This window comes from Paenibacillus sp. sgz302191 (assembly GCF_057749925.1).
Genome location: NZ_JBYLHY010000011.1, coordinates 66,332 through 92,580, shown reverse-complemented (window position 1 = coordinate 92,580; position 26,249 = coordinate 66,332). Strand labels below are relative to the sequence as shown.

The window sequence follows — 26,249 nt, the reverse complement described above, 5'->3', positions numbered from 1 at the left end:
ACCTTACTCCCCTTTGATATTAACTTTGACGATCGCATTCATGCCGGGCGACAGATCGAACCCTTTTTGATCGTCTATGGAAATTTTTATATTGACACGCTGTGTAACCTTGGTGAAGTTACCGCTCGTACTGGTCACAGGAAGCAGGGAGAAGGTTGAAGCCGTCGCTTGACCGATCTCTTTCACTTTGCCTTGAAATTCAGCCCCTTCGTAAGTATCCAGCTTGAACGAAACCGGTTGGCCGATATGTATTTTATTGATGTTGGTCTCCTCAATTTCCGCCGATACGTAAAGCGAGCTCTTATTGACGATCACCGCAACGGATTGCCCGGGGGATACGACTTCCCCCACCTTGGCCGATGTCTGGATAACCGTTCCGCTAATGGGAGCGCGCAGTGCCGCTTGATCCAGCAAATTGTTGGATAGATTCGTTATATCCTGCTGGCCGACGATTTGATCTGCAATTACCGCATCGCCTATCTTCACGCCTAATGAATTGATTTTACCGGAAATCCGGGGCATCACCCGGTACAGATCTCCCGAAATCCGCGCATCCTCCGTGCTCACAAAGTTTGCGTTTTGGTACCAGTAATAATAACTAATGCCACCGCCGCTAAGAACTATGACAGCTAAAATAACATACAAAATCAGCTTGCGCTTCATTGCTTCCCCTCCAACATGCGGTCTTTGTGTTTGTTCATGCGTTTCCCCGTATTAAGCTTTTTGTACGAGCGGCTCATCCGGCTTTTTCTTAAGAATCAGCAATAACAGTAACGGGATGCAAATAAAAGCCGGCAAAGCAGAAAGAAAGAAAGTATCTGCGATCGAACGGACCATCGCCTCTTTCTGCAAAATGCCCGAAAATTGAGTCATGGCTACTGTGCGGGCGGCGGACAGGTCCAGCCCTCTTTGACCCAGCATACCGCTTATTGCCGAAATGAATTGATTCGCGCTATCGGATGTCGACGGGACATTTTCGGACATTCTAAAGAAATGGAAATATTGGCGGCTGCTCATAATACCCGTTAACAGCGCGATCCCCATCGAAGACATGACCTGCCGCAATACGTTCGATAACGACGAGGCATCCGAGATTTGCTCTTTCGGAACATCCATCATACCGACCGTACTGATCGGCATCAAGCAAAGTCCGATACCGACAGACCTTATGATCAAAATCGTGTTCACCCAGGATAAAGGCGTATCGGCTGTTAATGAATAAAGCTTTAATGTAGTTATGCCCAGGATCGCTAAACCGGTCATGCCTAAAGGCAGAATTCCCAATTTGTCCAAAAACTTGCCGCTGATCGGCATCATAAGAGCCATAACTATCGCTTGAGGCAGGAGCAGGATCCCGGCCTCCATGGCGTTCAAGGATAATATATTTTGCAAATAAATCGGCATCAGGAAGGTGCTGCCCATCATGGACATCTGGACAAGCCCGGATATTAGCACGCTGGAGGAGAATTTAATATTGGTTAACACGGACAAGTTCATCAGCGGCCGCTCTTTTGTAAGCTCCGCCCATAAGAGTAAAGCCAAACTGACAGCAGCGACAAAAAATAAGCTCAGTATATAAAAAGATGTCCAGCCCTCGGTCGGAGCTTTACTTATGGCGAACAACACCGTACCAAAAAATGAGACGGAGAAGATGGCCCCGGTGAAATCGAACTTTTTGCCTTTTTCCTTCGCCGAAACGTCCTTGATCAGAAAGTAGCAAGCCGCCAAAGCTATCAAGCCTATGGGAACATTAATCAAAAACAATAATCTCCAGCTAAAATATTGAATAATGTATCCGCCCAAGGTAGGCCCCAAGGCAGGAGCTACCATCGCCGCAATGCCCCATACGCCCATGGCTAAGCCGATCTGTTGGCGCGGTACGATGCTGTATATGACAGACATGCCGATCGGCATGATGAATCCGCCCGTAAACCCTTGAAAAATACGAAAGGCAATCAAACTGGAATCATTCCACGCAAATCCGCATAACAAAGAACCAATTGTGAAGCCTGCCACCGACACAACCAGCACTTGTTTGCTGCCGAACCTGGTGCTGAGATAACTGCTTGCAGGAATCACCACAGCGGAAGCAAGCATAAAACCGGTTGCCACCCACTGCACCGTGCTGGTCGGAACGCCGAATACGAGAGACAATTTGGTCAATGCCACACTGACCAAGCTGCTGCTTAACACCGATAAGAAAGTGGCCAAAATAATAGCGACAAGCGGAAGCCAGAAGTTCGCTTCTTTTTTTTCTCCATCCACAACTGCCGGGATCTCTTCTAATTGATCTACAGACATCGTTTTTCTCCCCACCCTCTTCTATAGATGAACTTTTACCACCGAGCTCATGCCTGGTATGATATTCAGTTCTTGCTGGTCATCGATAGAAATTTTGACGGCAAAAATTTGCGTAACCTTCGTAAAGTTTCCGGAAGAGGAAGCCGTGGATGAGAAGGCCGCTGCGGTAGCCTCCCCGATCTCTTTCACCTTTCCCGTGAATGTGACTCCCGGAAAAGCGTCTATTGTAAACTCGGCATCCTGCCCTATAAATACCCGGCGAATGCTATCCTCTTTGATGTTGGCGGTAATGTACAAATTTTGCTTGTTTACTACCGTAGCTACCGTTTGTCCGGCGGAAACCACTTCACCGGGTTTCGCATTGATTTTGACCACCGTTCCGTTCGATGACGTGCGCAATACCGCCTGATCAAGCAAACTTGCCGACAAATTAACAAAGTCCTGCTGGCCGACGATTTGGTTCTGCATCACGTTTTCGCCTTCCGCAACCTGAAGGGAATGAAGCTTTCCCGTTAAACGCGGGATAATCCGATACATATCTCCGGCTACTCTGGCATCCTCGGTTTTAATAAAATAATTCACTTGATACCAGTAATAAGAGCCTCCCCCTAATCCAACCAATAAAGAAACGCTCAAAATAACGTACAGGATCAATTTTTTCTTCATGTTCTCTCTACCTTTATCGTCTTAGTGAAATGCTTAACGGTTTTTCTTGACCCCATATTCATAAAGGCCGGCATGTCGTTGAGTTCCCTCCCTATAAAATGGACTTGAGGTATAATTTTGGGCAATCGTTATACTTAGAAATATAGCCTCTTTTCGAATCATATTCAAGAAAAATTTTACTCGGTGTTCAAAATTGAGATTATAGTCCAAGTGTGATAATCTACTTGAAGAAGAGTACGTGATTGAGGAGCTGATCATCAAACATGAATAAGCGTAAAGAACGTGTCATTCAAAAGGCTTATGAATTGTTCCAGGCAAACGGATATCATGCGACATCCATTCAAGAGATTATTCATCATAGCGAGATCTCGAAGGGATCTTTTTATAATTACTTTGCTTCCAAGGGGGAGCTTTTGAAGGCGGTATTTACATCTGTTTTCAAAAAACTTGAAGAAGAAAGAGAAGCTCAGCTCATTGGGGAGGATCCTGCTGATATTCATATATTTGCCAAACAAGTGATTATATCGCTAGAATTAAACAACGAAAGCAAAAGCACGCTTATCCTTGAGGATGCTCTTGTTTCCAATGAGCCCGAACTTACCGACTTTATTAGAAAAATCAATTTCAAATTTATAAATTGGGTACATGACCGGTTTCAAGACATATTTGCCGAGGACAAAAAACCTTATTTACTGGATTGCGCCATACTTTTTACCGGCATCATGCATACCCTGCTTCGCTTTAACAAAACAATCAAGGCCCACGTCGGATTTACGAAATTAATCGAATATGCGGTTCAGTCTGTCCAATCGATTTTGGACGATGTGAGTGCTAGAGGAGATCAAATCTTCTCCCCTGAAGATATTCATAAACTCTCTCCCGATTCGGATGAAGACGATTATTTCAACAGTCAATTTTCACTGGCGACACTCAATTTCAGAAAGATTATTGACAAAAATTTGGCAAATGACCAATTGCAGGCTTCCACGTGTTTGAAGTTTGTGCATTTTATTCAAGAAGAACTCTTTGTCAGCAAGGAACCTAGAGTTTTTTTAATTGAAAGCGCGCTATTGTCGCTGGAAATGTGCCAGCAAATTAGCAGTACAAGCGAATTCGAAAATTATCGAAGGATTGTGACCAAGCTGTTGTAATGCATGTTATCGCGGCGGCTGGCAGTTGCGTCAGCAGCCGCGATAACCCGTTAAATAAAAACGCCCGCCCCAAAATGGGCGAGCATCTATTGGCATTCACTCAGGAGTTTGTTTCCATGGAGAGTTTCAATTCAAATATTAAACTTTCTATATTTTTTTTCTCTTTAGCATAAATATCATGTAGATTCGCGATAACGTGATCTTTCATTTTTTCATCTTGAACCAAAGAGTATTTTATACACATATTTCGAGTGACTTCTGCAAGTACTTTTATATTTTCAAAAGATTCCTTTAAAAATTTATCATGGATAATGTTGTTCTCCATAAAATAACTAACTCGCTCAGCCATAAGCTTTTTATGGTCGTATAGAACATGAATCGCCTTCATAAGCCAATGATAACTTTGCCTATCGTCAGCGCTTTTTATTAATATAGGGTAAATGTTTAAACCAAATATAAACTCGGTATCATGAAGCGGCTCCGTGATCATTTTGTATTTATTGGAAGAATTAACGGAATTCAAATAACCGATTAGTTCTTCAATTATGAACGGGATATCCAGTGTATATGTTTTCTGGTAATCAACATGCAATATTTGCACATCGAAATTTTCTGAATTAGAATCTTTGAAATCGCTTTTGAACGCATTTAAAAAATCTGTAAAGGTTATAGTTTCATACGAATACCGGCCATCCTTAAAAAAATCGGCGACGTAAAATATTTGGTTGGTTAGATTATATCCGAAAATAAAGAGGTCATGGAAATAGTGGTTCTTTTGAAATAGCGGGTAAGCAGGAATATAAAATGTATCTACACATAAATAAATATATCCGGACTTATCAATCGATTTTGTGATTAATTCCAGTATATCAATGTTATGATCCTGGAGCAGTTCACGTTTGAGGTATTGCCGATTAATTAAAGGATAATGGATTCGTGCAAGCGGCTGGTAAAACATTAACCAATAGTAATTCATTTCTTTTTCTTTGCTAATGTGAAGCTGGATATGATTGGAATACAACCAGTTTTTAAAGGAACTGTGGCGAGAAAGTATCGAAATCATATTTGCATTTCTGGGGTACGAGGTGATAGTTGGATAAGTCATTTCTAATTTTTTTTCCATATAGCCCCTCCAGCCTTTAAATTAACACTCTGCTTTCCACATACGAAACTAAACTTTGAACCGTCGGAAATTTATTCATATGAATATATTCAGTTTCAAACTCAAAGTCAAATTCAGTCTCTATTGAAACAAGCATTTTAATGAAAAGAATGGAGTGCAGCCCAAAGTCTGTCAATTGGCTTTGTAAATCTATCCTTTCCAATGGAACAGCAACTTCCAAATTTGAATTTATAATCTCTTTGATCTTTGATAATAGGTTTGTATCCTCAATCATTTGAGCCGCTGCATGTTCTTGCGCCATGAAAGCCATATATTCGGTTGCCGGCAAAGCTTTTCTGTCTATTTTCCCGTTTAGGGTATAGGGCATGTTATCAAGTTTGAAAAAATAGGAAGGAATCATATAGTCAGGTAAAATATGCCCCAAAAATTCTCTCAAATCTGCAGACAAGAGATCATGATCAGATAAATAATAGGCGCATAAATAACTATGGCTTTCCTTGTCCTGCCATGAGGAAACTGCAGCCTGGCGAATAGATCCATTTTGTAACAGGGCAGACTCGATTTCTTCCAGCTCAATCCTATGCCCTCTTATTTTCACTTGATTATCTATTCTTCCGAGATATTGTATATTTCCGTCTGCAAGCAATTTGACCCGGTCCCCAGTCTTGTACATTCTTTCGCCTGAAACATGGGGGTCTGCAACAAATCGCTCCAATGTAAGCTCCGGCCTGTTTAAATAACCCCTTGCAAGACCGAGCCCTCCTATGCACAGCTCCCCTTCTTGACCTTCCTCAACAATATGATCATTTTCGTCCAAAATATAGATTTTTGTATGGAGGATGGGTTTGCCGATATCAATATTGTTTTTCTCGGTTAAATCGCTTACCGTGGACCATACTGTTGTTTCTGTCGGTCCATACATATTATAAATTCTTGCATTTGTGTTTCCTCTGATCTTGTCCAATAATAACTGTGGCAATGCTTCACCCCCAATCATGATCTCCTTCAGGTTTCGAAGACACCCGAGCTGCTTTTCATTATGATTGATCAACAATTGCATCATGGATGGCGTTATTTGCAGCATATCAATACAGCTATGAACTATGGTATCGGCAAGCAGTTTAGGATTTTTTTGCGTATCTTCATCCGCCAAAACTACCGTCAATCCTTTGGTTAGGGGCAGCAGCACTTCCAACACAAAAATGTCGAATGATATTGTCGTCAGCGCGAGAATTTTCTTTCCTTCCGCAAAATCAATTAACTCCGTAATCCCGTTAATAAAATTTACGACTGACTTGTGCTCAATCATTACCCCTTTAGGCTTTCCCGTTGAACCCGATGTATATATGATATAAGCCAAATCATCAGACAGCGGTTCTTCACTTATACTTCCATCTTGTTCAAATTCATAGCCGCCCGGTTCATCCACACATAAGACCTTTATTTGACCGGCTTTTTCCGCCGTCATTGAATCTGTTATCAATAAGGATGCATTACTGTCTGCCAGCATGTATTCCCTTCTTTGTTCCGGGTATTCCGGATCAATCGGAAGAAAAGCCGCGCCCGCTTTTAAAACTGCCAGGATGCCTGCAACAACGTCTACCGATCTTCTCATCATGATTGCAACTGTATCTTTTTTGTTCACTTTTTCGATTTTCAATCTATAGGCAATGCGCTTTACTTTATTCAGCAGTTCGCTGTATGAAATCGTTTTCTCCTTAAACATAATAGCCGTATGATCAGGAACCTTATTGGCCATTTTTTCAAACAATCCGTATACGGTCGTATTTCCCAGGAAATTACCATCCAAGATTTGATTTGATTTTTTTTCTATAAACAATAAGTCCACCTCATTTCTTCTTATACAAAGCGTTGACATGGATTTTAAATTAGCTTGTTCTTACAAATACAGTCTTTTCCCTTTCGACTCCCAACGTATCTCTAGCCATCCGGGACAATACACTATTTAGCCCGCATTCAACGTAGTACTCGAAGCCGGCCAAACGCAAATTCTCCAATGTTTTCGTCCATAAAACAGGTGAATATAATTGTTTCACTACTTTTGATTTTATTTCGGCTGCATTTGTCTCTGCTTCGCCGTTTACATTTAAATATATGGGAATGGCAGGTTCGGTGAACTTGATGTTTTTTATTTCATTGCTATAAATGTTCGCAGCAGGCTCCATAAGGCTGCAATGATAGGGTCGATTTACTTTTATTGGGATCACCTTCACATCCATTTCCTGTGCAATCCTGCGAAAAGCGTCCAGTCCCTTCATGTTGCCGGCTATAGTAACTTGATTTTTCGAATTGTAATTTGCCAGTCTGACGTAGCCATTTTGAACCGAAGCGCAAATAAGCTCGCACATTTCCGCCGACATGTTCACAGCAGCCATGCCATAGGAGTCGTCTTTCAAATCCGATTCCGAAGCTATGATCAGCTGCTTTACAAGCTCAAACGCGTCGCGTGTCGAGACGACTTGCGCAGCTGCTAATGCAGCGTATTCACCAAGCGAGAAGCCTGCTAATGCCTGAAAAGCATATCCCCGCTTGATAGCCACTGTGAAGGCACATAAATCAATCACCAACATGCTGGGCAGAGAGTAGATTTCCTGAGCGAATGTTTCTTCTTGTCCGTAGAAACACAACTCAGCCATATCGTAGCCCATTACGCTGCTGGAAGTTTTAAATAATTGACGGCAGTCGTCATCCAGATCATAAAAATCTTTTCCCATACCAATATGTTGTGAACCTTGCCCCCCAAAGAGACATGCGGCCTTCCCTCTATTAACCATGACTGACTCACCTCTTATGAATTAAGACTTACTGACTGTTAAGAAACCTCTAAGTTTTTATAAAATTCCGCTTGCGTTGTGTACAGCTTGTAATATTCGCCCTGCTCATTCATCAGCTGCCCATGATTCCCCAACTCGACCATCTCGCCCAATTTCATAACTGCGATACGATTGCAGAATCGGCAGCTGGACATGCGGTGGGAAATATAGACGGTTGTTTTATCTTTGGTAAGTCCGGCAAAATTGGAATAGATCTCATATTCCGCCTTTGGTGAAAGCATCGCGGTGGGTTCATCCAAAATAATGAGCGAACAATTTTTAAACAGCGCTCGAGCAATGGCCAGCTTCTGCTGCTGCCCGCCTGATAACTCGATTCCATCCTGATTAAAAAGACGTCCAAGCTCCGTATGCATATGCTTCGGCGAATTCTCAACGGTTTTATTCAAATTCAGATTGTCAATGATCTCCGTAATTTCTTCCTCATTATATTTTTTATCAAACACAATATTATCCAGAAGTGAAAAGTTTAATATGTTGAAGTCCTGAAACACGGCTGTAATATTTTTCATATAATCGTCAAGGGTGATGCGATGAATGTCGATCCCATTCATGAAAATCTGCCCTTTCGTCGGCCTATAGAACCTTAACAACAGCTTGATCAGTGTTGTTTTACCCGCGCCGTTTTCGCCTACAATTGCCAATTTCTCATTGGCAAAGATCGTCAGGTTTAAATTTTTTATGGTGTAATGATCTTGCTCCGGGTATTTAAACCACACATCAACAAATTCGATTTCAAGCTGAGCGGAATCCAATCTGTAATCGGAAATATATCCGGCATCTGTTTGACCCAATTCATTCGATGTGATTGTTTTCAAATAGGCAAAATAGGTTGAAAGATGCATTCCGGCCTTTTGAAGGGAGATGATGCAAGCTGATATACCGAATAGAGCGGCCACGAAAACACCTAAGCTGGTAATATAAACCACAATCTCCGACAGCGAAATAACTTTGTGGAAAGCAAGCCATCCGATATAAAAATAAACGGCTCCATTTATGAGTACTTGTAACGTATTCGAAAGGATGCTCATTAAAGTAAATGCATGAACGGCTTTCGTTACATCTCTCTTCATATAATTGAAATAATAATGCATCTTGTCGACGATCCACTGGCCTAATTTATTAATCCTCATTTCTTTGGCATAAGCAAAGTCAGTGGAAAGCTCCTGAAAATAACCGATTCTGCGGCCGATATTCACCAAGGAATGGCTCCATACTTGGAATTCTTTGTCTGCCGCAATCGTATTCAGGATCACACTAACAAAATAGGTGAATAACAATACGATAAAAACATAAGGTCCAAACGTTAGAAGAATGCTAATAACGCCAAAAAGCTGCAGTGTATTGGCAAAGAGCTGCTTGGAATCGATGATTGTATTTTTCAAATCCATAAAATGAGCTTGCCCGGGATAAAAAATTTCCATCGCTTTTTGCCTGTTATCGATAATCTTGGGGTCTTCAATTTGCTGATAGGATAAACTCATTGTTTTCAAATTGATTTCTTCTAGAAAGATTGTCTTAAATCGCAGGATTTTCTTTTGCTCGTATGTCCAAAACACGCCGTCTATGGAACGCAGCGATAGTTCAATGAGACACATCAGACCTACATACAAGAGTGTATGTGTCCATCTTGCTTGTCCGGTTAATTCATCTACAATCCATTTTAAGAAAAAAACACTGTTAAAGGGATGAATCGCTCTCACCCCTACAATGAACACACTATTCAAAATGTAAATTTTATCAAATGACCCTATCTTCCTGTACAGAAGATAGATATTCCAAAAATACCGTATCATCTCTTTCGTTCTATCAAGTAATTTCCCCAAGCAGCTTCCCTCCGCTCCAACTAGTGTGACATGATGACATTGTCTATAGAATTTCTTTGTAGTAGCGTGACTGTATTTCGTACATACCTTGATATAGGCCATTTTTATTCAAGAGTTCCTTGTGCGTTCCGTATTCCACAATTTCCCCGTCATCAAGCACACAAATTTTATCGCTAATGGACGAACTGCTCAAACGATGCGAGATAAAGATGGTCGTCTTGTCCTTTATTATTTTTGAGAATGTAATATACATTTCGTTTTCGGCGATCGGAGACAAACTGGCGCTTGGCTCATCCAAAATCAAAACAGGACTGTTCTTGTACATCGCTCGGCAAAAAGCCAGCTTTTGGGCTTGTCCTCCTGAAAGCTCTACACCGTCACTATCAAACCTTCTTGATAAAATGGTTCTTTCCCGATAAAGAAGAGACTGAATTTTTTCCGACAGATTGTTTTGACTAAGTAAAGAATGAACAAGAGGGTCATATTCGGTCTTATCTTTAAAAGTAATATTTTCGTATACACTGATTGCAAAAATTTTAAAGTCCTGAAAGACGGTCGATAAGGCGTCCATATAGCTGTCATAGTCGTAATCTTTTATATTAATGCCGTTATAGAGTATAGCTCCGGACGTTACGTCGTACAGCCGCATCAGAAGCTTGATCAAGGTTGTTTTACCCGCTCCGTTTTCGCCTACGATTACAAGACACTCGCCGGGCTCAATGGTCAAATTAATATTTTTCACAATCAACCTGGGGTTATTGGGGTAATGAAAAGAAACATCGATAAGCTCAAACTTCCCTGGCGGACTCCCCGGTTCTATTTTTATTTTTTTTGAACTCTCCCTAAGTTCGCTTCTACGTCCCAAAAAAACAAAGAAATCGTCAATATAATTGTTTATGTTGTATAGATTCACGATATGGTCGAACAATGCCCGAAAGCTATCGCTGAATTGTCTGATCCCGTTCATCAGAACAATGAAGTTCCCTATAGTCAGTCCTTTGAAAATGACCGAAAACACAAGAATAACGAGGATTGTGATCTCCTGGGTTATATTTATAAATGTACTGCCCAGCAGTCCCTTCCTTTCATTTTTGATTGTTCTATCAAAAAACGAGAAATATTCATTTCTGTTTTCATCTCCTTTTCGGGTAACAAAATCTTTCAATCCGAATAATCTTATTTCCTTCGCAAACTTTAGCTCGGTAGCGAGATTAATAATGTAACGCCATTTCCTGTCGATGGGTAAAGCTTCTCTGTGAATTTGATAATTCTTATTTTGTATCTTTAAGCTGATAAACGTATTTATAAGGGAAACTGCCAATACGATGATGATCATGAATGGATTTAACAGCGACGCTAAATAAGTAATAAAACCCAATTGTGCGATAGCAATAAAAATGCCGTTTACCGCCGCTAAATACCTTTCCAAATTATCGCCATTTGCGAGTACAAAAGAAGCCCGATTCATCTCCTGAATAATGGATTGATCTTCTGTGTATTTATAGTCCATATCAATCGATTTCTTGCAAAACATTGCAGTCAGCGGAACGAGCAGCCATTTGGAATGCAGCGTCGTTGCGCTTTTAGTATAAATCTGAGCATTCGTTACAACAAGATTAGCAATGAGCATCGCCAGAGTAATTTTACATATATAAAGCAGTCCGTGGTCAAATTGAATAGCATCAATTAAATATTTAAAGTAGATGATTGTAATAAAAGGCGCAACAGCATTACAGACAATATGTATAAAAGAAACGAGTAAGTAAAATTTATTATTTATAAACACCAATTTAAACAAACTTATCAGATTCTTTACGATTCTAATCTTCACTCAGTCAGCCTCCTAATAAGCGTGGGCCCCATCAAATCGAGCCCTTGGGAACATGCAGGAACTTTCCCTGTATGTTCCCCCTTGTAAGGAGCTCGTCAAGTCATTTAGTCCAATCATTGATCGAGGAAGGTGTCCAAGGTTTGATGAAATTTGTCATTCCGGAAATTTTCCGCTAAATTTTTTACCAGCAAATCAAGAATCGCCGCTGCTTCTGCATCGTCTACATAATTCTTTTTATATGAGGCGGAAACATGATAGATTTGATTAAAGTTCTTAATCTCCAGATCCAACGTAAACTTTGGAATATTGACAGCGTACGGGATGTCCTCCGTGCTTCTGTACTTTTTCAATGAGTTATCTTCGAAATCCATATAAAAGAAGAACTCAGGTTTTGAGCTTTTTAAATCCCCAATTAGATGGTTGTACTGATAAAATTGATTTTTAAGTCCTCCTATCGTTGTTTTCGTCACATTTTTCATATAGTCGTCTAACGACTGTTCGGGCTGCAATTCTACTCTGATTGGAATCAGGTTTGTAAAGACGCCTATCGAATGTTTAAATTCCGGTACATATCTGTTTAACACAGGCGTAAGAATCGAAATATCTTTCTTTTTTGTAATTTGGGCAAGCGACAGCATATATACGCCTAAGAAGATATTAAAAATCGTGGTCTTTCTTGACTTGGCAAACTCCAACATCGCATCGGCAAGCTCCGAACTTAATTCGATTGAAGTATGCCCATAAGCATGTTCGTCTGCTTGCTTGCTTTCGAATGGATTTGTAAAATCAAATCCGCTAAGCTGGTCTTTCCAATAATTGCCCATGTCTTTGTACTCATTGGAAGTATAGAAAATCTTTTCAAACTCAACATACTTCGAATAAGGGCATAGAGGGTTGCCGGGTAAGTCATTCGTTCCAAAGGCCTCCATATGTTCCTGAAGAATAGTTGTAGAATACCCGTCCAGCAGAATATGGTGGAAATCAAAGAATAACAGTTTTTTATCAGGAGCCTCAAACAGAGTCAGATTAAACAACGGGTACTCGCTGAGCTTGAACGTTTTCAGGTATTTCGTATAGTCAATATTCGCCGCTGAATCGACTTTCACTCGTTGAATTTCGATGGGCTTCATCGGATTGACGACCTGCACCAATTTTTTGTTTACCGTTTTAAAAGTCGTTCTTAACATGTCGAACTGGCCAATAAATTTGTTTGCATTAATAACTAAATCCTCGTACTCATCTCCTGATTTGTCCGATACGAACCCGATATTATAGACATTTTTATTGTGCGCTAGCCGATAATCAAAATAAATCCTTTCTTGTGGATTGCTCATATCATAATAAGCAGCACTCGCCGTTTGTTCTTTTTGATTCCTGTCTGAATCTTCGGCCTTTTTGGCGTTTTCCATTTTTTCTTTGCGGGAAGCAATGTACGCGGAGAGGCTTTGGATAGAATCAAATTCAAACAAATCAGCGATTTTGACTATATTCGGATACAGCTTATTAATAATATCGTGCATTTCTGTAAGGAGAATGGAATCGCCGCCCATTTCAAAAAAGCCTTCATAAATATCCACTTCATCATACCCTAGAATCGTACAGTACACTTCACCGATCTTCTTTTCGACGGGCGAATAAACTCCCTCGATATTTCCTTTCAGTTTGATCTCCTTTGCATTTGCCGGTTCAACTTTTTCTGGAATTTCTTCTTTTTTGATTCGTTTCGAAATATATTCGGCTAGACTGTGAATGGAATCAAATTCGAATAAATCCGCAATCTTGACAATATTGGGATACAGCTTGTTAATGGTATCATGCATTTCCGTAAGGAGAATGGAGTCGCCGCCCATTTCGAAGAATCCCTCATAAATATCGGCTTCTTCATACCCCAAAATGTCGCAATAAACTTTTCCGATTTGCTTCTCGACAGGCGTGTAACGGTCTTCCACATTTCCAGTCAATTTGATTTCCTTGCCGGAACTGCTGACATGGCTCTTCTCTTGCAAAATGGTCGGAGGCGCTGCCATAACGGCATTCTTTGCCGCTGCAACCTCGTCAACCTGTCTTTTGTAAGTAAATTTAAAGATTTTCGCTGTAAAACTTGGAGCCACTGCATGACGGCTATTCCTCAAAAAGGATACCATGTCAACCTTTTCGTTAAACTGACCGATCACAACACGCTGCGGTTTACTTCTGAGCAGTTGGTTAAGGGCATTCGTCGCTTCTTGGTTGGATATGGCTTTAGTGACCGTGTCTACATTAGTGCCTGTATGATGAGCCATCCCCGTTTCTTTCCAAGCAACCCAGTTGACCGTATAAGTATTCCTGCCTTGCGCATTCAAGTAATCCGTATAGGAATCCAAAAATGCGTTTGCGGCCATATAACAGCTTTGTCCCGGTTCACCTGCATCAGTAACATTGGATGAATGCAGCAATATGAAATCCAACTGATCCTGCTGCGTAAATTTATCCAAGTTCCAGGTCCCCAGCACTTTTGGAGCGAATACGGACATGTAACTTTCTTTTGATTTCCGTAGAATGAAACTCGGTTCGACTACCCCGGCGCAATGAACGATGCCGTTTATTTGTTTATACTTTGCACGTACGGATTCCAGCATGTTCTGCACATCGTCCGCTTTACTGATATCACACTTGATAAATTCTAGTGCAGAGCCATTCATTTTTATCTCTTTGAAGTCTTTAATATTGTCCCTATATCCCTCTTTCTCTTGGTAACTTTCCCATAGCGATTCATCAGGAAACCCTTTTCTGCTTAGAAGAATCAGATTGCAATTGGCTTGCCGGCTAAACAGCTTTGCATTTTGCACGCCAATTCCGGAGGTGCCGCCCGTAATTATATAGGTCCCTCCATTGACAATCCGATTTGCAGTTTCCGGTTTAACATCTACCGCATCGAACTCCTCAATATAACTTTGTCCTTGGCGCAAACCAACCAAATACATGTTGTGGTCTGCAAAAAGCTGATCCGCAATGTGATCGATGGTTGTTTCCATATCCGTATCGATCGCACGACAGCTTATACTTGGGTTCTCTTGCTCAATAATCTTGCCAAGGCTCAGGACTGTCGCGCTGTGAGGCAGGGTTCGCTGTTCTTGCCCGAATATCCGACTTGCATTTGAGGCGACGAGCACAAGCTTAATATCTTGGTCAAGACGGGCCTTTACAAGACCTTTTACCAAGTTCACAGCATTGAAAAAGCCATATTCGAATTCCCCGTATAATTCATCGGCGTTTTTAGGCTCTTTATCCCGATAAGCGCCCATATGAACAATTTTACAGATTTTCATATCGGATAGCTGCGAAAATAATTCCTTGAACTGGTCGACATTGTTTTCAATCTGATACGTATCCTTATCTATTTGGCAAAAGGAATCATGCGCGGCAAAAACTTCAACGACTCTTACCCCTTTTTCCCTTAACCTTTGCGAAAGGATGAAATTCCCCTTGTTGTCGCAGTGGACGATCACGCAGACTTCGTCTTTTTGGGGCATTTTGATAGCACTCTTATCTTGAACGACCCATCTTTTATGGTGGAAGAAATGATCGTATAAACTTTCCTCTGTGCTTTTCTCCGCGCCGATCTTCCTGTCCTTCGCCGGGATTTGGTACCAGGCATGATGTCTAGCATAGGGATAGGTGGGCAGATGGAGCTTCCGATAGGGTTCGTTATACAAAACTCCCCATGCGATGTTTGCCCCTTTGATATAGCAGTTGCAAATTGCCTGCAAACCGGAGTCATTTTGATTTCCTATATTTGCGCAGTAACGGTTTGCTTCTTCCGTTAGCTTTTGCTGTTCCTTAGAAGTAATCTCATAGGAATATTTTTCCTTCTTGCTCTCGGGAACAATCGAATAATGGCCAGCATAACACCAATCATGTTTTATCTCATGGAACGATTCGCAATGAGTTAGTTCTGTCAGCTTGCTTACCAGCTCATTTTGATTATGATAAATAAAGGCTAACCGATGTGAGTAATGCTTTCTTCCAATATTCAGCGTGCAGGTTAAATCCAGAAGGTTCTCATTCTTATGTTCAAGCAAATAAGATCTGTACCGGTCGATTAATTGAAAAACTGCCTGTTCCGTTTTGGCCGACACTGTAAAAATTAGGGACTGTTTGCCGCTGCCGGCATTTGCGTTAACGGCTTTCGGCGCTTCTTCCAGAATAATGTGAGCATTTGTGCCGCTCATTCCAAAACCGCTGATCCCGATGATCGCCTTATCCCCTTTTGCCTTAAGCGGGGTCACTTTATCCACAATGTATAATGGAGAATTAATAAAGTCGATATTTGGGTTTGGCGATTGAAAATGGAGGGTTGGCGGTATGAGTTTGTTTTGGAGCGTTAATATGCATTTGAACAGTCCGCACATACCCGCGGCTTCATTGGCGTGCCCCAAATTGGTTTTAACAGAACCTACGCCACAAATTTGTTTATGCTCGGTAAAGGTTTCAAACGCGTGACGAATTCCTCTAATCTCAATGGGATCGCCAAGCTGAGTACCTGTGCCATGGGCTTCCATATAGCTGATATCGGCTGCCGTCACACCGGCATCGTGCCATGCCTGTTTAATGGCTTCGGATTGTGCCAGGTAATTTGGCGCGGCAATCCCGAAGGAGCTCCCATCCTGATTAATCGCACTTCCTTTAATAACAGCATAAATGGAGTCGCCGTCTTGCTGAGCCTTCTTCAGTGATTTGAGTAAAACGACCCCAACCCCTTCCGCTATAGCCGATCCGCTTGCATGATCGGAAAATGCCCGTGTTTTTTCTTCCGGGGATTCGAAGCCTACGCCGCTTCCATCGTCAAGAGGAATGGCCATAAGGGATGCCCCTCCTGCCAGTGCCATTTCACATTTGCCGAATCGAATCTGCTCACACGCCATATGCAGCGCAACCAGGGACGACGAACAAGCTGTATCGATGACCATACTGGGGCCTTTTAAATCAAATACATACGCGGCTCTGCTGGCTGTCATACTGACCTGGCCAATCGGCAAAGCATCATTGAACAGCTTTGGATCGACTTCATACAAGAGTCTGTTATATGCATTTCCAAGATTGGCCGTATACCCGAGGAATATCCCGGTATTCGTGCCTTTCACACCGTCCGCGCCATAGCCGGCATCATCAATTGCATTGGAACAGCACTGCAAAAAGATTCGCAAGACCGGATCAAGCAGCGCGGCATCACGAGGCGATATCCCGAAAAAAGCGTGATCGAATTTGTTAACTTCATCTAAATACCCGCATTTCCGAAATCGAATGCGACTTTCGTCAAATTCCCGGGAAAGCAGATGATTCGTGATATCAACGGATCGTTCGGCCGGGATATCGCGGACAACGTTAATCCCATTAACTAGAACTTCCCAATAACTATCTAAGTTGTTGCAGGCCGGAAGCTCTAATCCAACACCGATAATGGCGACACTGCCGTCATCGTTCTCCACAGACATAGCTTCCCTGGAAGCAGCTTTAACAGGATTCAAATTGACTGGGCTGGGCGCAGCACCATGCGCCTCTATAAAGACAGGTTCTAGAAAAGCGGGTTCAGTCACCTTAAACTCAGTCTCTTCGCTTTCCGGTTGTGCAGCAGCACCACCCTGAGCTATTTTATTGCTGATATGTTCTGCCAATAAACTGACAGTCGGATAGGAGAACAGGTCGGTTACCTGCAAAATCCCGGGAAACAGCTCATTCAGATCTTTATAAATAATCGATAACAAGATCGAATTGGCACCCAATTCAAAGAAATTTTGATGAACCTGAATATCTTCATAGCCCAGATTTTTGCAGCATACTCTAATAAGAGTTTCTTCTACATTTGCATATGTTTCACTATGGATGGCAGGATTCGATTTTGCGGAACCAGCGTTATCATAAGTCTCCGCATGCAAAGCCTCCAAAATTCGGGGAGATAACTGCATGGGGTACGTCTTTAACAGCATAGAAATTTTGTCTTTCAGATTTAAGCGAGCTATTACAACAGAACCGCTATCGTTTTGCAGCACCGTAAACAACGCGCCGATGGCTTCTTTGATCTTTATAGTCTGAAATAACGTATCAATTGTAAAGTTGGACTTGACTGCCATCCCTATTTCCGACCACGTAGCCCAGTTTACGGTAATGCTTTTGCTTCCGGTTGCTTTATTGCGGTATTCGCTATAGCTATCCAAATAAATATTCCCTGCGATATAACCCGGCAGATCGGCACTGCTAAAAATAGTGGAAATACTTGAGAACATAAGAAAGAAATCCAGGTTCTGATCTCTTGTAGCATGGTCCAGATTATAAGTCCCTATCACCTTGGGCTTTAGTATATTTGTGAAATGCTCTTCGTTCAGCTGTTCGAACGTAATGCCTCCGCTGATCCCTGCACTGTGGACGATTCCGTTAAGCTTCCCATACTTCGCATGTACTGTGCGAATAACAGATTGCAGCGCATCGGCATCCGCAATATCCAGGGCGAAATAATCCACATGCCCAGCTTTAGCTTTGAGCAAGCGAAGCCGCTCAATCTTCTCCGCCAAATCGCTTCCCGGATGGCTTCGCAGTATCGAATCCCATTCCGATTGTTCGGGCAGCGGCGTGCGGCCAACAAGAATGATAGAAACCGATTTGGCCCGACCGGCTATTTCCATTGCAGTTTCAGAGCCTATTCCACCCAACCCGCCGCTTATCAAGTACACTCCTTGATCTTTAACCACGAGCTGCTTGCTGTCCGCGGCGATTTCCGCTTCCTGCAGGCCCTCGCAGAAACGTTTATTATTGCGGTAAGCCACAATATCCTCTTTGGAGACAGAACAAATTTCATCGACGATCCTAATCCAACTCGTGCCAGGGTCCTTGTCAATACAGCATGAAGCAATATTTTTAAACATACGATTAAAGGATTTGCACAGGCCGAAAACGGGCGAACCATTCGGGTTCAAATAAGCCTCTTCCCCTGTAACCCGGAAACAATTGTTCAGGACAGGAACGACTTTTAAAAGATTCTCGTAATTTGAAAATTCGCGGTATAGGCCTACAATGCCTAATAACATCACGTTTTGCATATGGAGCAATTCTTCCGGGAGCCAATCTTCTTTTGTGCCAAACAAATCGGCAATTACAATGTGCGAAAGATCCTTAAAGGAGATTCTCCTATACAGCTGTCCAAAATATTTTTCAAGACCGATCCTCTTCGCTTCCGCAGTATCTATGGAAATCCGCTCTACGTCAAAAAAACGCTGCTGCAAACCTTCGTACAGCTGTTCAACAGAATCATCTGACAGGTGAATGAACAAGCATCTTCCCAGCTCAACGTTCTTCTCAATCGGTTGCGCTTCCACAAAGATTCTTTTGTAAAACAAATCGGAAGAAGCAGGGATAGAGGCAGGAGAGAAAGGGATGGCTTCGCTATTATATTTAAGGGCATTCAATTGGTCCGCCAATTCGTTCCAGTTTTTCTTTTTCTCCTTCTTGGGCAGCCAGCAACGGCTTCTCTTAAAAGGGTAAGGGGGAATTGTGATATGTCTGGGTTCGAACCCTTTGTAGAGCGAGCTCCAGTCTAATTTAGCACCATAACTGTATACACTAGCTATAAATTCAAAATCGGAACGGATTTCATCGTGCAAAACATCGGTTGGATTGCCTGCCAAACAGGTGGCGATGTTGGCATTGCAGCGCTTTACCGCCGATCGAACTTGACCATAATCAATTTGTTGCGATGTGTGCTCATGGTCGTAGTACACTCCCGGCAGACGGTTCCATTCGCTTGGATCGCAGTCGGCCAACCGATGTAAAGTGCCAACCAAGTCATTTCGATTGGAAAATACGACAGCCAGTCTTTTGGCGTAATGGGTTCTGTACAAATTTGCATTAACGGCAAAAAGATTCGCATCAACATCACTTTTTTCCAAATATTCTTTGTATTGTTTGCACAAAGAAACCAAGCTTTCGGATGACTTTGCCGAAATTCCGAGTACATGCTGTCCGGTCAGTTGCAGATCCTCAAGGTTATTTTCATATTCCTGCACAATAACATGACAATTTGTACCGCTGATGCCAAAGGCGCTGACCCCGCAAACCCTTAAGCCATTCTTATTCCAGTCTTTCGTAGTAGTGTTTATGTAGAAGGGAGAATCACAAAAATCAATCTTTAGGTTAGGAATGTTGAAGTGGCTTGCTCCCGGTATCTTTTTATTCTTAATGGCGGCAAGCGCCTTAATAAAAGAAGCAACTCCGGCAGCTTCATATAAATGTCCGATATTGCTTTTCGATGAGCTCAATCCGCAGAATTGCCTTTTATCCGTATACTTCTCAAATGCGCTCGTAAGACCTCGAAATTCAATCGGATCTCCAAGCGCGGTTGCCGTGCCGTGCGTCTCAATATAGTCGATCTCTTCAGGGGAAATTCCGGACGACTGCAGGGCATCCAAAATAACATTGGCCTGAGCGGCGGGATTTGGAGCCGTAATGCTTGCAGACGCGCCATCATTATTAATCGCGCTGCCCTTGATTACCGCATAAATATGATCTTTGTCTTGTTCCGCTGCTTTTAACGATTTCAATAAAACAACCGCAGATCCTTCTCCTATTGCCGCTCCGCTGGCCGTATTGTCAAAGGTTCTGGTTTTACTATCATCCGTTTCAAAGCCTACATTCATATCATCATAGGCAATTGGAAACGAATGCAGTCTGATGCCGCCGGCGATCGCCATGGAACATGTGCCATTTTTGATGCTTACGCATGCATCATGAATGGCCACCAGAGATGAAGAACACGCGGAGTCAATAACCATCGTCGGCCCTTTCAAATTTAATAGGTACGATGCGCGGGAAGGCACCATGCAAGGCATATTGCCTACATTTGAATACTTGATCAATTCAGGATTATTATGGAAAATATTCGTGGAATAATTATCTTTCGTAGAGCCAGGGGTATAACCGATAAAAATACCGGTTTTGGAACCGTTCAACATTTCCGATGTGTAGCCAGCATCGTCGAATGCATGGAAAATGGTCTGCAGCAATATCCGTTGTATAGGATCCATGACTTGTGCCTCTATAGGCGGGAGTTTGAAAAACTCATAGTCGAATTCGTCTATACGCTCCAAATATCCAGCCTTGTTGTATGATATTTTACTGTTGGAATTCGGCATCATCAACGTATAGATGTGGGCAAGCTCTTGCAAATCATCTTGGCGGCCTTGCGGAAGATCCCTGATGAGGTCTATATTATTTTCAAAAACTTCCCAAAATTCATCCAGATTGTTGGTGCCGGCTATTTGCAATCCTATGCCAATAACCGCTATATCATCTTCTTTATAAGGCGAATGATCGATATGGTTATTTTTCATGACATGATCCCGCTTTCTACAGAGTCTGAAATACTTTGGTAAAATGATAGAAAGAATTGGTTTCATCCAATAACGTTTTTACGCAATTTCTGATTTGTCTCGGGTCAAGCTTTTTGATTCGCAACGCCGCAATCAACATATCAAGCATTTCGGCCTGCATCTCGCTTTTCACACCGTCTCTATGCTTTGATGTCGCATTGTATTTCTCTTTGAGCTTTTCATAGATTTTAACAACTTCCTTGTATTCATTGTGATCCGTGTTCTTGTTCTCTGTAGAAACTAAAATGCTAAGGCATCTTCCGGCAAAATTGGGCAGATCTTTAGCGAAATTCGGGTCGGATGTAAACAAAACATCCAGCTTGTGCTTGTCATTGATCAAGCCATAACAATAGGTTTTCAAGTTCGGCAGATTTTCCTTAATAAATTCGGATAATAGCAGCTTAGGGCTCATTTCAATCGTCGCCGTAACGCCAAATCGCCGGAAGAGATGAAGGGCTGAAGTAAACAGAACCGGAGAAATTAAGTGATAAGTCAAACTTTTAGCAATTTTATTCGGGTCCGATAAAGGATTACCGGTATAGTTGGATATAACAGGAAATCTAAACGGATAAAATTCAAAACCGCTAATATACTCCAAATACTCCATACAAATTTCGTTCATGATCGGACAATGAATCGGCGGACTGCTGAAAAGCGGGGATACCATGGCCTCTTTATCAAGCAGCTGCTGTTCGACCGCTTCAAGTTTCTCATTTAAGCCGCTTATCGCGTATTGACTATTTGAGTTGAAGCATGAAATAAATACGCTCCCCTCCGCATTGGCCGCTCTGATACACTCTTCTATGATTTCCTGTTTGGATTGTTCGATGATGGCCATATGACCTATATCTTTTTGAACTACTCCGTTTATTAATTCCCCCCTTTTCATCATGATTGCTATCGCATCCCTGAAAGTTACAGCCCCGGCACTCACAAGAGCAGCATATTCGCCAATACTGTGGCCTACTGCAAATTGAGGGTAAACCCCATAATCCTCCATGTACGCTCTAAATATCGCAATCTCGGTCGTTAAAATAGCAAGCTGCATATTGGAAAATTCATTCATGCTGCTCACGCTTCCGTTAAAACATAGATTGGCGACATCGATTCCCGAAACATCGCTCGCTTCCTCGAATGTCTGTTTCGAGATCGAGTAGTGATCAAAAAACGATTTGCCCATCTGTATAAACTGTGTTCCTTGTCCCGGAAAAATAAAAGCGAACTTTTCCATGATCAAATGCCTCCCTGCATACTATTTTTCCACAGCCAGCCTGATATACCCGGGCAACGGCTGTATATTGGAAAGATCATTTTCGAATACGATATAATTTCCGTCTTCGTGAATCTCTTTGAACCCGGCAAATTTATACGTAACATACATCATCCGATTTCTGTCCGTCGTGACAAACTCGGCACGCAGAACCGCATTTGCCTTCTTGGCAAGGTTCATGACGTGATTGATCATGACCGTCCCTACTCCGCGCGACATGACGCGACAGGACATCAGCAGGAGCTTTATGGTCCATACGTCTTGTCCTATTTCTATAAGCGTTAGCCCTATTTTACCGTAGGTCCCATATTTATCTTCCAAATCCGAAATGAGCAGCAAATGAGTATCCGATGTACTCATCTTGTCGATCTCTTCGTACGAATACGTGTATCCGGTAGTATTTAATTGATGGGTTCTTACCGTCAGTTCCTCCGCTCGCTGCAAGTCCCCTTCTTTAACCCTTGATATAAAAAATTTCATATTGAGCGACGCTAAAAACTCTTCGTGTGTACCTATAAAGCTTTCCTCTACAAGGTTCCGTTTGATATCGCTCATATACATTTTTCTTCGATTTTTTGAATCTTCTGTAACGAATTTCGGGTTCATCTCGGGCATGTCCAGGAGCAGGTGCAAATCCAAAGCGTCTATACAAAGGACTTCAGGAAGCGCATATTTGACTTCTTCTCGTTCAAAGGGTTGATCATCGACAAATGCCAGTGTGTCTATGCCTATATTGATGGATTCCGCAATAGCCGCGATGGAAGAGGATTTCGAGTTCCAGTTGATTTGAGGATAGATGAAATATTCCTGCAGTCCAAACTCTTCAAGCTTATTCATGGCTGCCTGATGATCATTTTTACTCGCAACGGACTGCAAGATCCCACGGTTGTCCAGCGTTTTGATAATATCAACGGCCCCGCTTCGAAGCGTGACGTTGTTGTCTTCAAGAAGTACCCCGTCCCAAATCGTATTGTCTAAATCCCATACAATACATTTGATCTTTTGTTTTTCCTTCGTTGCGGTGCTTTCTTTGTTCATCACGCATCCCTCCAACGCGGCTTGTATAAAGTGGTTAGGTGTTCCTCAATGTGTTCATTGCGATAAGCATCTCGTGCATTTGCGTAGTTCCCTCGATAATTTCATTGATTTTGGCGTCGCGCATATACCTTTCAACGGGATAATCACGGCTGCATCCATTTGCCCCATGAATTTGCACAGCATCACTTGCTACCTGATTAATCATCCTGGAGGCAAAATATTTTGCCGTCCACGTTTCCATAATCGAATCGGGATCCATGGCATCCTTCAAGTATCCCGAATGGTAACATAGTAATCTTGCCGCCTTAGTATTTACCGCCATTTCGGTTAACATTTTTTGGATCAGTTGATTCTCCCGTAAAGGCGAACCAAATTGCTTCCTTTTCCTCGCATAGCTCACGGATTGTTCCAAGCAGGCTTGTCCCAGGCCGACACATCCGCAGGCAACGGTGTATCTTCCATAATCCAGACAATTTAAAGCCACGTGCGATAAGCCTGTCCCCACTCGTCCCACAATGTGTTCTTTCGGGATTTTGCAATCGTCAAAATGCAGCTCCGCCAGCATCGAAGCTCTTACTCCCAGCATCCCCGTTATGGGGGTTCTGACAAATCCGGGAGAACTGCTCTCGACCAAAAAAGCGGTGGGTTTGCCTTCACACTGTGCAAACACCAAGTAAATATCAGCGATCTGCCCCATGGTGATCCACTTTTTGCGTCCATTCAGCACATAGCAATCGTCCGAAAGAACAGCTGTTGTCTGTACATTCTTAGCATCGCTGCCTACATCCGGCTCTGTAAGCGCAAAAGCGCCTATGATTTCGCCGGCGGCCAGTTGGGGCAGCAACCGGCTTCGCTGTTCATCGCTTCCCCACCTTAGAATGGCCAATGCCACCATTCCATGGACGGTCAGCAAGCTTCTAACGGAGGAACATCCTCGTCCCGTTTCTTCATTCAAGATGCCGACTGTAACCCAATCCAGTCCCATTCCGCCGTATTCCTTCGGAAGCATGGAACCCAAGTATCCTTTCTCTTTCAGCTTCGCTATAATTTCGGGCGCAATACGTTCCTCCCGGTCGTTCTCTTCAGCACTAGGTTCGATTACCTGATCTGCAAATTCTCTGAATTCAGCCTTCCATGCCTGTTGTTCCTTGGTCAGTTCAATTATCATTAACTGGCTTTCCTTTCGACAAGTTCATAAATGGAATTGATAGACCTGAAATTGTCCATATCGAGATCTTTATTGTCAACTCTTATTTTGAATTCTTTTTCGAGGAACATAACTAACTGCATAGCAAATAAAGAGTTTACAAATCCCAATGAGAATATATCCTCGTCATCCCGCAGTTCGTGCTTTTTGAAAAATTTGCCGAGAAATCCCTTAATCCTGACCTTTACATGTACATTTTCCATAAAAAATCACCTTCCTTTAAGTAAAATACTTTGTCAATTCATTGTTTTAACTTTAATTTGGCCCCCTTCCTACGCGACTTTATTCATATGTATAAAACCCCTGTCCCGACTTTCTGCCGTACAAGCCGGCTGCGACCATTTTACGCAATAGGGGACAGCAGCGAAATTTGGAATCCTGGTAACTTTCATATAAAACATCCAAAGATTGCACCACTGTATCCAAGCCTATCAAATCTGCAGTTTCCAATGGCCCCATTTTATGCGAATAACATTTTTTAAAAATATCATCTACTTCCTGGGGCGAAGCTACCTGATCCTGGACTACAAAAGCCGCTTCATTCATAAATAAATGTGAAATCCTATTCGAGACAAAGCCCGGATAATCGTTCACTACGATCGTTTCTTTGCCAATTGTGAAAAGCAGTTCCTTGGTCCGCTCGATAGTTGAATCAGATGTATGATAACCGCGGATGATTTCAACCGCCGATTTCACAGGCACGGGATTCATAAAATGAGCTCCCAGGATAAAGGATGGCCTTTTAGTTAAAGATGCAACCTTTGTTATAGATATACATGAAGTATTAACCAGGATTACGCAGTTATCTTGACAGATCTCATCTAATTTTTTATAAACCTCACTCTTGGTTTCCCATTTTTCAGCAACATTCTCTACGATAAAATCCACCTCGGCCAGCAACCCATAATCGGTAGAAAATTTTATTCTTGATAGTACTGTTTCAGGCTCCATTACAACTTCGCTCTTCTTGAATAATCCCTGAAACCTCACGTTGTTATAGATTTCCTCGCTTGCTTTCTCCAGTATGCTCTCACAAATATCTATGAGAACAACCGGATAGCCGAATTGTGCGAAGTTCTGGGCAACTCCTCTGCCCATAACCCCAGCGCCAATTACTCCTATTTTTTCCAAATAAATCACTCCTTCGTTAAATAAACTTCCCGAAAACATGCCAAAATCAGTGGATTTGCCGCTATGAATTGATATGACCGTGCATCCGGATTGCCAATCAGCAATCTATTAACTTAATCAACGGAAGTAAAGGGAATAAAGTATGAACAGACTATGGCGTAACTTGGTGAGAGAAGCTTGGGGTGGAATCATGCGGGAATTCCTGTAAGGAAAGAAACAACTTGATGCATACAGCAAGCAGAGAATGGGGAAATCAGTATTTCAGCCGCGCTAGCTGAGGGAGTTTAAACCATTAATATTCCATATTGTACCATGAATTTACAAATGAGAAAAGCAAATATTTACAACGTCATCCGGTAAAATCCAGCGTTTCGCCCTACAACGCGCAGCAAGATTCGTGCAAAAGAAAGACCACTAGCATCCAATGATGCTAATGGTCCTGCAATCAAAATTTT

At 42.2% G+C, this 26,249-nt stretch carries 15 protein-coding genes; 1 reads left to right on the top strand and 14 read right to left on the bottom strand.

The window, feature by feature from the left end; all coding sequences use genetic code 11:
- Window positions 1-3: 3 nt before the first annotated feature.
- From AC3G2T_RS17455 to AC3G2T_RS17445, 3 genes are read right to left on the bottom strand one after another with little or no spacing between them, the layout of a single operon-like run.
- Entirely contained in the window at window positions 4-663 is a 660-nt protein-coding gene (locus AC3G2T_RS17455; protein WP_474681241.1) for an HlyD family secretion protein, read from the bottom strand.
- A gap of 51 nt (window positions 664-714) precedes the next feature.
- On the bottom strand, window positions 715-2,301 hold the full coding sequence (locus AC3G2T_RS17450; RefSeq protein WP_474681242.1) for a DHA2 family efflux MFS transporter permease subunit: 1,587 nt from the start codon (window positions 2,299-2,301) through the stop codon (window positions 715-717).
- A gap of 21 nt (window positions 2,302-2,322) precedes the next feature.
- Entirely contained in the window at window positions 2,323-2,967 is a 645-nt protein-coding gene (locus AC3G2T_RS17445; protein ID WP_488436331.1) for an HlyD family secretion protein, read from the bottom strand.
- 263 nt (window positions 2,968-3,230) lie between these two features.
- Here AC3G2T_RS17445 and AC3G2T_RS17440 point away from each other — a divergent pair, with 263 nt between their 5' ends.
- On the top strand, window positions 3,231-4,118 hold the full coding sequence (locus tag AC3G2T_RS17440; protein WP_488436330.1) for a TetR/AcrR family transcriptional regulator: 888 nt from the start codon (window positions 3,231-3,233) through the stop codon (window positions 4,116-4,118).
- A 100-nt stretch (window positions 4,119-4,218) separates the two neighbouring features.
- Here AC3G2T_RS17440 and AC3G2T_RS17435 read toward each other — a convergent pair whose 3' ends face one another.
- From AC3G2T_RS17435 to AC3G2T_RS17385, 11 genes are all read right to left on the bottom strand, one after another.
- The gene (locus tag AC3G2T_RS17435; RefSeq protein WP_488436329.1) at window positions 4,219-5,241 is read right to left on the bottom strand and encodes a hypothetical protein; all 1,023 of its coding nucleotides are present in this window, start codon (window positions 5,239-5,241) and stop codon (window positions 4,219-4,221) included.
- A 16-nt stretch (window positions 5,242-5,257) separates the two neighbouring features.
- Entirely contained in the window at window positions 5,258-7,081 is a 1,824-nt protein-coding gene (locus tag AC3G2T_RS17430; RefSeq protein ID WP_488436328.1) for a non-ribosomal peptide synthetase, read from the bottom strand.
- Between the two features lie 49 nt (window positions 7,082-7,130).
- Complete coding sequence (locus tag AC3G2T_RS17425) at window positions 7,131-8,036, bottom strand: ACP S-malonyltransferase (protein ID WP_488436327.1); 906 nt, start codon at window positions 8,034-8,036, stop codon at window positions 7,131-7,133.
- 38 nt (window positions 8,037-8,074) lie between these two features.
- Window positions 8,075-9,919, bottom strand: a complete 1,845-nt coding sequence (locus AC3G2T_RS17420; protein ID WP_488436326.1) for an ABC transporter ATP-binding protein — start codon at window positions 9,917-9,919, stop codon at window positions 8,075-8,077.
- A gap of 43 nt (window positions 9,920-9,962) precedes the next feature.
- Window positions 9,963-11,750 (bottom strand): ABC transporter ATP-binding protein, encoded by a 1,788-nt coding sequence (locus AC3G2T_RS17415; RefSeq protein WP_488436325.1) that lies wholly within the window; start codon window positions 11,748-11,750, stop codon window positions 9,963-9,965.
- A gap of 113 nt (window positions 11,751-11,863) precedes the next feature.
- On the bottom strand, window positions 11,864-21,109 hold the full coding sequence (locus tag AC3G2T_RS17410; RefSeq protein WP_474681250.1) for an SDR family NAD(P)-dependent oxidoreductase: 9,246 nt from the start codon (window positions 21,107-21,109) through the stop codon (window positions 11,864-11,866).
- Window positions 21,110-21,125: 16 nt separating this feature from the next.
- On the bottom strand, window positions 21,126-22,379 hold the full coding sequence (locus AC3G2T_RS17405; protein ID WP_474681251.1) for an ACP S-malonyltransferase: 1,254 nt from the start codon (window positions 22,377-22,379) through the stop codon (window positions 21,126-21,128).
- A gap of 21 nt (window positions 22,380-22,400) precedes the next feature.
- Entirely contained in the window at window positions 22,401-23,456 is a 1,056-nt protein-coding gene (locus AC3G2T_RS17400; RefSeq protein ID WP_474681252.1) for an HAD-IIIC family phosphatase, read from the bottom strand.
- A 34-nt stretch (window positions 23,457-23,490) separates the two neighbouring features.
- Window positions 23,491-24,624: an acyl-CoA dehydrogenase family protein gene (locus AC3G2T_RS17395; protein ID WP_474681253.1), complete on the bottom strand. Its 1,134-nt coding sequence runs from the start codon at window positions 24,622-24,624 to the stop codon at window positions 23,491-23,493.
- Entirely contained in the window at window positions 24,624-24,866 is a 243-nt protein-coding gene (locus AC3G2T_RS17390; protein ID WP_474681254.1) for an acyl carrier protein, read from the bottom strand. Before AC3G2T_RS17390 ends, AC3G2T_RS17395 begins: the two co-directional genes overlap by 1 nt.
- A 79-nt stretch (window positions 24,867-24,945) precedes the next feature.
- Window positions 24,946-25,833, bottom strand: a complete 888-nt coding sequence (locus tag AC3G2T_RS17385) for a 3-hydroxyacyl-CoA dehydrogenase family protein (RefSeq protein WP_474681255.1) — start codon at window positions 25,831-25,833, stop codon at window positions 24,946-24,948.
- Window positions 25,834-26,249: the final 416 nt, after the last annotated feature.

Bases quoted from the DNA above. Each gene is read 5' to 3' on its own strand.
- AC3G2T_RS17445 (WP_488436331.1), bottom strand. From the start codon at position 2,967: ATGAAGAAAAAATTGATCCTGTACGTTATTTTGAGCGTTTCTTTATTG.
- AC3G2T_RS17425 (WP_488436327.1), bottom strand. From the start codon at position 8,036: ATGGTTAATAGAGGGAAGGCCGCATGTCTCTTTGGGGGGCAAGGTTCA.
- AC3G2T_RS17405 (WP_474681251.1), bottom strand. From the start codon at position 22,379: ATGGAAAAGTTCGCTTTTATTTTTCCGGGACAAGGAACACAGTTTATA.
- AC3G2T_RS17450 (WP_474681242.1), bottom strand. From the start codon at position 2,301: ATGTCTGTAGATCAATTAGAAGAGATCCCGGCAGTTGTGGATGGAGAA.
- AC3G2T_RS17385 (WP_474681255.1), bottom strand. From the start codon at position 25,833: ATGTTTTCGGGAAGTTTATTTAACGAAGGAGTGATTTATTTGGAAAAA.
- AC3G2T_RS17435 (WP_488436329.1), bottom strand. From the start codon at position 5,241: ATGGAAAAAAAATTAGAAATGACTTATCCAACTATCACCTCGTACCCC.
- AC3G2T_RS17455 (WP_474681241.1), bottom strand. From the start codon at position 663: ATGAAGCGCAAGCTGATTTTGTATGTTATTTTAGCTGTCATAGTTCTT.
- AC3G2T_RS17440 (WP_488436330.1), top strand. From the start codon at position 3,231: ATGAATAAGCGTAAAGAACGTGTCATTCAAAAGGCTTATGAATTGTTC.
- AC3G2T_RS17390 (WP_474681254.1), bottom strand. From the start codon at position 24,866: ATGGAAAATGTACATGTAAAGGTCAGGATTAAGGGATTTCTCGGCAAA.
- AC3G2T_RS17410 (WP_474681250.1), bottom strand. From the start codon at position 21,109: ATGAAAAATAACCATATCGATCATTCGCCTTATAAAGAAGATGATATA.
- AC3G2T_RS17400 (WP_474681252.1), bottom strand. From the start codon at position 23,456: ATGAACAAAGAAAGCACCGCAACGAAGGAAAAACAAAAGATCAAATGT.
- AC3G2T_RS17395 (WP_474681253.1), bottom strand. From the start codon at position 24,624: ATGATAATTGAACTGACCAAGGAACAACAGGCATGGAAGGCTGAATTC.